The sequence below is a fragment of the Halobacillus sp. BBL2006 genome, assembly GCF_000786645.1.
Taxonomy (GTDB): domain Bacteria; phylum Bacillota; class Bacilli; order Bacillales; family Halobacillaceae; genus Halobacillus.
In genome coordinates, this window is record NZ_JRNX01000489.1 from 1 (window position 1) to 2369 (window position 2369).

The window sequence follows — 2369 nt, forward strand, 5'->3', positions numbered from 1 at the left end:
TTCTGCTTATGACGCGAGTGTCTGGGCGTTGCAGCTAGACGAGTTGTTTCCCACCCAACCCTAATCCGTATTTAGCAACGGAACCGAAAGTATCTCGAAATCGAGTCTTCCATAATCCTGCACTTATACTGAATATCTATTAATAGCATGTAACAAATCAGATTTAGAAAGTCGAAATAAAAATGATATATTTTTGTAATATAAATGAAACCTTTCTGACAATTCATTCGTCTATATAAATAGAAAAGGAATTTATCAGCTATATTTTACTTAATTTGTTAATTTTAAAAGGAGGATTTCATTATGAAAAAAAGAATCCAGTATGATGTTACCGAAATTATCAGTGTTGCAGGCGCTTCTGCTTTTTTAACAGGAGTCCTATATCTCGCCATCTATGTACTTTAATTACATACGAAAAGCCTTCCAAGACGAAAATGGGAGGCTTTTTTTAGTCGATCGAGTTCTGTGATTAGAAGTTCTCTCTTTTCCTCACTATAATAATAAGTATCATTCTTCTAAGGAGGAAAGTCTTTGTTCGATAATCATCAAGGTTACCAAACCATGCTTAAAGAAAATAAAATATCCTTCGGTCTTACCATACCGATTGAAAATTACGATAAAGAAACTCCAACGATGAAACACCAGATCGAACGGGCTCAACTTGCTGAACAGCTAGGTTTTCATGCACTATGGTTCCAGGATGTTCTCTTAGAGGATCCTACATTTGAAGATCCAGCCACTGGACAGATCTTCGATAGTTTGATTTATTTAACCTATTTAGCGTCTCATACATCAACGATTCAATTAGGAACCGCAGCTCTTGTTATGCCTTTACGCCATCCGCTGCGTACAGCAAAAGAACTGGCGAGCATTGAGCGATTGTTCCCTGAACGACTCATGCTCGGCATTTCCTCTGGAGATAGAAGGAAAGACTTTGAAGGGTTAGGCATTCCGATCATGGAGCGTGGCGAGTGGTTTAGAAAAACATTTGATTATTTCAAACGAGCCCTTTATCAAGAATTTCCTGAGGTAGAAACGGATTTCGGTAAGCTCTATAAATCTAATTTAGTCCCTAAGCCAACAAATCATATTCCTACTTTCATGACAGGATACTGTCAACAAACGCTGGATTGGGTAGCAGAGCATGGTGATGGCTGGATGTTCTATCCCCAACGACCTGAACAACAAAAGAAAATGATTCAGGAGTACCGGGAAAAGGTGAAAAAATACCATGGTGATGCCTTTCGCCCCTTCTTCATGCCACTGCCTTTAGAATTAGCGGAAGACCCCAATCAACAAGCTGAAAAGATTCCTGCGGGTTATCGAATCGGGAGAAAACCGTTAATCGATCTATTGGAAGAGTATCGCGGAATTGGAGTCAACCATATGATGTTTGGGTTATCAAAAAATAAACGCCCGATCACAGAAGTCATGCAGGAACTAGGAGAAGAAGTTCTCCCGCATTTTTCCTTTAATTGAGACCGATTCCACCTCAGGTCATCCAAATATTGGATGACCTGAGGTGGAAATAAATGTATGAACAGGAGGGATGGAAACATATGCGTAAACCTACAATTATGCTCATGGGTACTTTTCATATGGCGATGGATCCTAATAAAGTGAATGAGCAACAAGAAGGTATCCACAACATAGTCGAAGCTTTATTAGATTACCGTCCGACTAAGATTGCGGTAGAGAAATCCTTCCTTATCGAAGAAGAACTAGATAAGAAATATCATGAGTACCAAAGCGGAAATTTGACTCCTGCCTATGATGAGGTGGATCAGTTTGCCTTTCGACTGGCTTCTCTTATGGAACACCCTCGTGTCTATCCTGTTGACGAAATTGTCGATATGTCTTCTCCATCTTTAGAACAAGTTTTCCAATGGTCAAAAGAGCACCAACTCGATCTTTTCAACGAAATCATGGGTGTACAAGCGAATCTTCAGAGATGGGTAAATGATAAAGATATTCACTCCACCCTCCAGTACTTGAACGATCCCGAATATAATAAGGAACTGCAAAGAGTTTATATGAAGTTGAGTCGAGTCGGCGATCGTCAACATCAAATCGGTGTCCGATGGCTGACACAGTGGCATAAGAGAGACTTATCAATGGCTGCCAATATAGCAAGAATAACCGACACTGGCGACCGAATCCTCGTGTTGATCGGTGGCGATCATCTCCATCTCCTTGAACGATTTTTGAAAGACAGCGGCGACTTTGAATTCCAATCCATCCTTCCCTATCTCCAAAAGTCATAACTAAAAAGCCTCCGCTTTTTTGAGCGGAGGCTTTTTAGTTATTTATCGTTATCCGTGTCTTTTTCTTCTAAAACTTCAAGCGCAGACCGTTTTTTCTTTTTATTT

The 2369-nt window shown here is 40.0% G+C and carries 2 protein-coding genes; both read left to right on the forward strand.

Translation table 11 applies throughout. The features are described from left to right. Nucleotides 1-561: 561 nt before the first annotated feature. Nucleotides 562-1479: an LLM class oxidoreductase gene (locus tag LD39_RS14470; RefSeq protein WP_052158886.1), complete on the forward strand. Its 918-nt coding sequence runs from the start codon at nucleotides 562-564 to the stop codon at nucleotides 1477-1479. 80 nt (nucleotides 1480-1559) lie between these two features. Further along, complete coding sequence (locus LD39_RS14475; protein ID WP_035548533.1) at nucleotides 1560-2264, forward strand: DUF5694 domain-containing protein; 705 nt, start codon at nucleotides 1560-1562, stop codon at nucleotides 2262-2264. The last annotated feature ends 105 nt before the right edge of the window (nucleotides 2265-2369 follow it).

What these genes read in the sequence shown, in the direction of transcription:
- LD39_RS14470 (WP_052158886.1), top strand. Translation starts at nt 562, where the DNA reads ATGCTTAAAGAAAATAAAATATCCTTCGGTCTTACCATACCGATTGAA.
- LD39_RS14475 (WP_035548533.1), top strand. Translation starts at nt 1,560, where the DNA reads ATGCGTAAACCTACAATTATGCTCATGGGTACTTTTCATATGGCGATG.